The sequence below is a fragment of the Streptococcus sp. DD10 genome (genome assembly GCF_001578805.1).
GTDB lineage: Bacteria > Bacillota > Bacilli > Lactobacillales > Streptococcaceae > Streptococcus.
Genome location: NZ_KQ969166.1, coordinates 19115 through 23966, shown reverse-complemented (window position 1 = coordinate 23966; position 4852 = coordinate 19115). Strand labels below are relative to the sequence as shown.

The following is a 4852-nucleotide window of genomic DNA, read 5'->3' as shown; positions in this document are numbered from 1 at the left end:
AAATAAAAATTAGAATAGAGTATCTTTTTAGGAGAAAAACATGACCAAAGAAAATATAAAACTTTTTTCAGAAAGTCACGCTGAACCTCAATGGTTACAGGAGTTGCGGCAACAAGCCTTCGATAAGATAGAACAATTAGAATTGCCTGTTATCGAGCGTGTCAAATACCATCGTTGGAATTTAGGAGATGGAACAATCACTGAAAGTGAACCGTTGAGTGATATTCCTGATTTTACTGCCCTTGATAATAATCCCAAGTTAGTCCAGGTTGGAACACATACCGTCTTAGAGCAACTACCTCAAGACTTGGTTGATCAAGGAGTTCTTTTTACAGATTTTCATACAGCCTTAGAAGAAATTCCAGAGATAATCGAAGAGTTCTTTATGTCGTCTGTCAAATATGATGAAGATAAGTTGGCGGCCTATCACACGGCGTATTTTAATAGTGGAGCTGTTTTGTATGTTCCAGATCATGTTGAAATACACCAACCGTTTGAAGGAATTTTCTACCAAGATAAGGAGAGTTCTGTTCCTTTCAACAAGCATATCTTAATTATTGCTGGGAAAAATAGTAAGTTTAGTTATTTGGAACGACTTGAGTCGAAAGGACAGGAGGCTGTTAAAGCAACGGCGAATATCACAGTTGAAGTGATTGCACGCAGTGGTAGTCAGGTGAAGTTTGCAGCCATTGACCGTTTGGGTGAAAATGTTACAGCTTATCTCAGTCGTCGTGGAAAAGTTGGCCGTGATGCTAGCATTGACTGGGCTATTGGTGTTATGAATGAAGGTAATGTTATTGCAGATTTTGATAGTGACCTAATTGGTAATGGTAGCCACGCGGATCTTAAAGTTGTAGCTCTATCAAGTGGTCGCCAAATACAAGGGATTGATACTAGAGTCACGAACTACGGACCAAACTCAGTTGGTAATATCTTGCAACATGGAGTCATTCTTGAAAAGGCAACGTTAACCTTTAATGGAATTGGTCATATTATCAAGGGAGCTAAGGGAGCAGATGCTCAACAAGAAAGCCGTGTTTTAATGTTATCAGACCAAGCTCGCTCAGATGCTAATCCTATCCTACTTATTGATGAAAATGATGTCACAGCAGGGCACGCAGCCTCGATCGGTCAGGTGGATCCAGAAGATATGTACTATCTTATGAGCCGTGGTCTAGATCAGGCAACAGCTGAACGCTTAGTAGTTCGTGGATTTTTAGGCTCTGTTATTGTTGAAATTCCTGTTAAGGAAGTAAGAGAAGAAATGATTGCTACCATTGAAGAGAAGTTATCGAAACGCTAAGGAGTTCTTATGTTAGATAGCCATACTATACGGAAAGATTTTCCAATATTAGATCAGAGTGTCAATGATGAGCCTTTAGTTTATCTAGATAATGCTGCAACAACCCAAAAACCTACTCAGGTGTTAGAGGCTCTTAAGGCTTACTATGAAAATGACAATGCAAATGTTCATCGTGGTGTCCATACTTTAGCTGAGCGAGCAACAGCTTCTTATGAAGCTGCTCGTGAAAAAGTTCGAACTTTTATTAATGCTTCTTCGACAAAGGAAGTCTTGTTTACCAGAGGTACGACAACGGGCTTAAATTGGGTTGCCCGATTTGCAGAGCAAGTTTTGCAAGAGGGTGATGAAGTCTTAATTTCGATTATGGAGCATCATTCTAACATTATTCCGTGGCAGCAAGCTTGCCAAAAAACGGGTGCTAAGTTAGTTTATGTTTACCTAAAAGATGGCTCTTTGGATATGGAAGAACTGGAAGCTAAGTTAACTTCTAAGACAAAATTTGTGGCGATTACTCATGCTTCTAACGTTTTGGGTGTGGTTAATCCAATCAAGAAAATTGCTGAGTTAGCTCATGCTCAAGGAGCTATTATGGTTGTGGACGGGGCTCAGTCAACACCGCATATGAAGATTGATGTCCAAGAGTTAGGTGTTGATTTCTTTGCTTTCTCGGGTCATAAGATGGCTGCACCAACTGGTATAGGTGTTCTTTATGGTAAAGAAGATCGATTGAAGGAGATGTCGCCAATTGAGTTTGGTGGCGAAATGATTGACTTTGTTTATGAGCAATCGGCTAGTTGGAAAGAGCTTCCTTGGAAGTTTGAAGCTGGAACACCTAATATGGCAGGAGCTATTGGCCTTGGGGAAGCGATTGATTACTTAGAAAAAATTGGTATGGATAGAGTTGAGCAACATGAACACGATCTAATCGCCTATGTTTTTCCTAAATTACAAGCAATCGAAGGTTTAACGATCTATGGTTCTAAAGATTTAGCTCAGCGTTCAGGTGTTATTGCTTTCAATCTGGATGATTTGCATCCGCATGATGTAGCCACTGCACTGGATTATGAAGGTGTTGCGGTGAGAGCAGGACATCACTGTGCCCAGCCACTGTTGCACTATCTAGATGTACCCGCTACGGTGCGTGCTAGTTTTTATATCTACAATACTCCAGCAGACTGTGATAAGCTAGTCGAGGCACTAGAAAAGACAAAGGAGTTTTTCAATGGCACTTTCTAAATTAGACTCTCTTTATATGGCAGTTGTAGCAGAACATTCTAAATATCCCCATCACCAAGGGAAAATTGCAGATGTGGAACAAATCAATCTGAATAATCCGACTTGTGGAGATGTTATCAGTTTATCGGTTAAGTTTGATAGTGATAATAAGGTCGAGGATATTGCTTTTGTCAACTCAGGTTGTACCATTTCAACGGCATCAGCCAGTATGATGACAGATGTAGTGCTAGGAAAGAGTAAAGAGGAGATACTAGAGTTAGCTGAAGTCTTTTCTGAAATGGTGCAAGGTCAAGAAAATGCGAAACAAGATGAACTTGGTGATGCGGCCTTTCTGGCAGGTGTTGCCAAATTTCCACAACGAATCAAGTGTGCTACCCTCCCGTGGAATGCTCTTAAAAAAGCAATTGAAGAGTAGGGGGAAACAAAATCGCTAACTCAAAAAAATCGATTTTATCGTCTCGTCTTCGCAACAATGACTAGACTTCAAAAAGCTTGGAAAAGTACATTTGAAATTAGCCAAGACTCTATCTTGCAAGTGTTACTACCTTATTTTTGGAGATTGAGGACTTGTGTTCCCTCCAGTCTCTAGGGATAGTGCTTGCCTTAGTATTTTGCTATTGAAACTAACTGTTAATAATAAAAATGAATGAAAAACGAAAGAAGAAAGGAAAATATGTCTGAAGAAAGAGTAGAACCAAAACCAATTGATCTAGGTGAATATAAGTTTGGTTTTCATGATGATGTTGAACCTGTCTTATCGACAGGAAAAGGACTTAGCGAAGCGGTTATACGAGAGTTATCTGCTGCAAAGGATGAACCTGAGTGGATGTTGGATTTTCGTCTCAAATCATATGAAACCTTCAAAAAAATGCCTATGCAAACTTGGGGAGCAGATTTGTCAGAGATTGATTTCGATGATTTAATTTATTATCAAAAACCATCGGATAAACCGGCTCGTACTTGGGAAGAAGTTCCTGAAAAAATTAAGGAAACATTTGAACGAATTGGGATTCCTGAGGCTGAGCGTGCTTATTTAGCTGGTGCTTCTGCCCAATATGAATCTGAAGTCGTGTATCATAACATGAAAGAGGAATTTCAAAAGTTAGGGATTATCTTTACGGATACGGACTCAGCTTTAAAAGAATATCCAGACTTATTCAAACAGTACTTTGCCAAATTAGTTCCACCGACAGACAATAAACTGGCTGCCTTAAACTCGGCTGTTTGGTCAGGTGGTACCTTCATTTACGTTCCAAAAGGAGTCAAGGTTGACATTCCTTTGCAAACTTATTTCCGTATCAATAATGAAAATTCAGGGCAATTTGAACGCACCTTGATTATAGTGGATGAGGGAGCCAGTGTGCATTATGTTGAGGGGTGTACAGCGCCAACCTATTCAACAAATAGCTTACACGCTGCGATTGTAGAGATTTTTGCTCTAGATGGAGCTTATATGCGCTATACAACTATTCAAAACTGGTCTGACAATGTTTATAACCTTGTGACAAAGCGTGCTAAGGCACAAAAGGATGCGACAGTTGAATGGATTGATGGAAACTTAGGAGCCAAAGTCACGATGAAATATCCATCTGTTTATCTGGATGGTGAGGGAGCTCGTGGAACGATGCTTTCTATCGCCTTTGCGAATGCAGGTCAACACCAAGATACTGGTGCGAAAATGATTCACAATGCTCCACGTACAAGTTCATCTATTGTTTCCAAATCGATTGCCAAAGGAGGCGGAAAGGTAGACTATCGAGGCCAAGTCACTTTTGCTAAGAATTCAGCAAAATCTGTTAGCCATATCGAATGTGATACGATTATTATGGATGATTTATCGGCCTCTGATACCATTCCGTTTAATGAAATCCATAACTCGCAGGTTGCTTTAGAACATGAAGCTAAGGTATCAAAAATCTCTGAAGAGCAGCTCTATTATCTCATGAGTCGGGGGCTTTCAGAAAGCGAAGCGACTGAGATGATCGTTATGGGATTTGTAGAACCCTTTACCAAAGAACTTCCAATGGAGTATGCTGTTGAGCTCAACCGTTTGATCAGCTATGAAATGGAAGGATCTGTTGGTTAAGAAGAGATTGAAAGCTGATTGAAGTGATGAAAAAGAACGAATGAATGTGTTTTGTCTATAGTGATACCGATGAAAGAGAGTTTGGTTCTCTCTATCTAAACGTAAAAAGCATTTCCATATATCTTGTTCACGACCTTTGTAGAGTAAATCAATTTTTTAGCCTAATTTCAAGAGTCTGAGTCTTTACTTGGACTCTTTTAGGTTATTGCGAAAAATTCTGTTAATCC

General features: G+C 39.7%; 4 protein-coding genes. All 4 read left to right on the top strand.

Annotated elements, in window-relative coordinates; genetic code table 11:
• Nucleotides 1–40 precede the first annotated feature (40 nt).
• The 4 genes from sufD to sufB all read left to right on the top strand — a co-directional run bounded on the left by sufD (nt 41) and on the right by sufB (nt 4625).
• Nucleotides 41–1303: a Fe-S cluster assembly protein SufD gene (gene sufD / locus STRDD10_RS09255; protein ID WP_067195411.1), complete on the top strand. Its 1263-nt coding sequence runs from the start codon at nt 41–43 to the stop codon at nt 1301–1303.
• A 9-nt stretch (nt 1304–1312) separates the two neighbouring features.
• The gene (locus tag STRDD10_RS09250; protein WP_067195408.1) at nt 1313–2539 is read left to right on the top strand and encodes a cysteine desulfurase; all 1227 of its coding nucleotides are present in this window, start codon (nt 1313–1315) and stop codon (nt 2537–2539) included.
• Entirely contained in the window at nt 2526–2954 is a 429-nt protein-coding gene (gene sufU, locus STRDD10_RS09245) for a Fe-S cluster assembly sulfur transfer protein SufU (protein ID WP_067195405.1), read from the top strand. Before STRDD10_RS09250 ends, sufU begins: the two co-directional genes overlap by 14 nt.
• Nucleotides 2955–3212: 258 nt before the next feature.
• Nucleotides 3213–4625, top strand: coding sequence for a Fe-S cluster assembly protein SufB (gene sufB / locus STRDD10_RS09240; RefSeq protein WP_067195402.1), 1413 nt, complete (start codon nt 3213–3215; stop codon nt 4623–4625).
• The last annotated feature ends 227 nt before the right edge of the window (nt 4626–4852 follow it).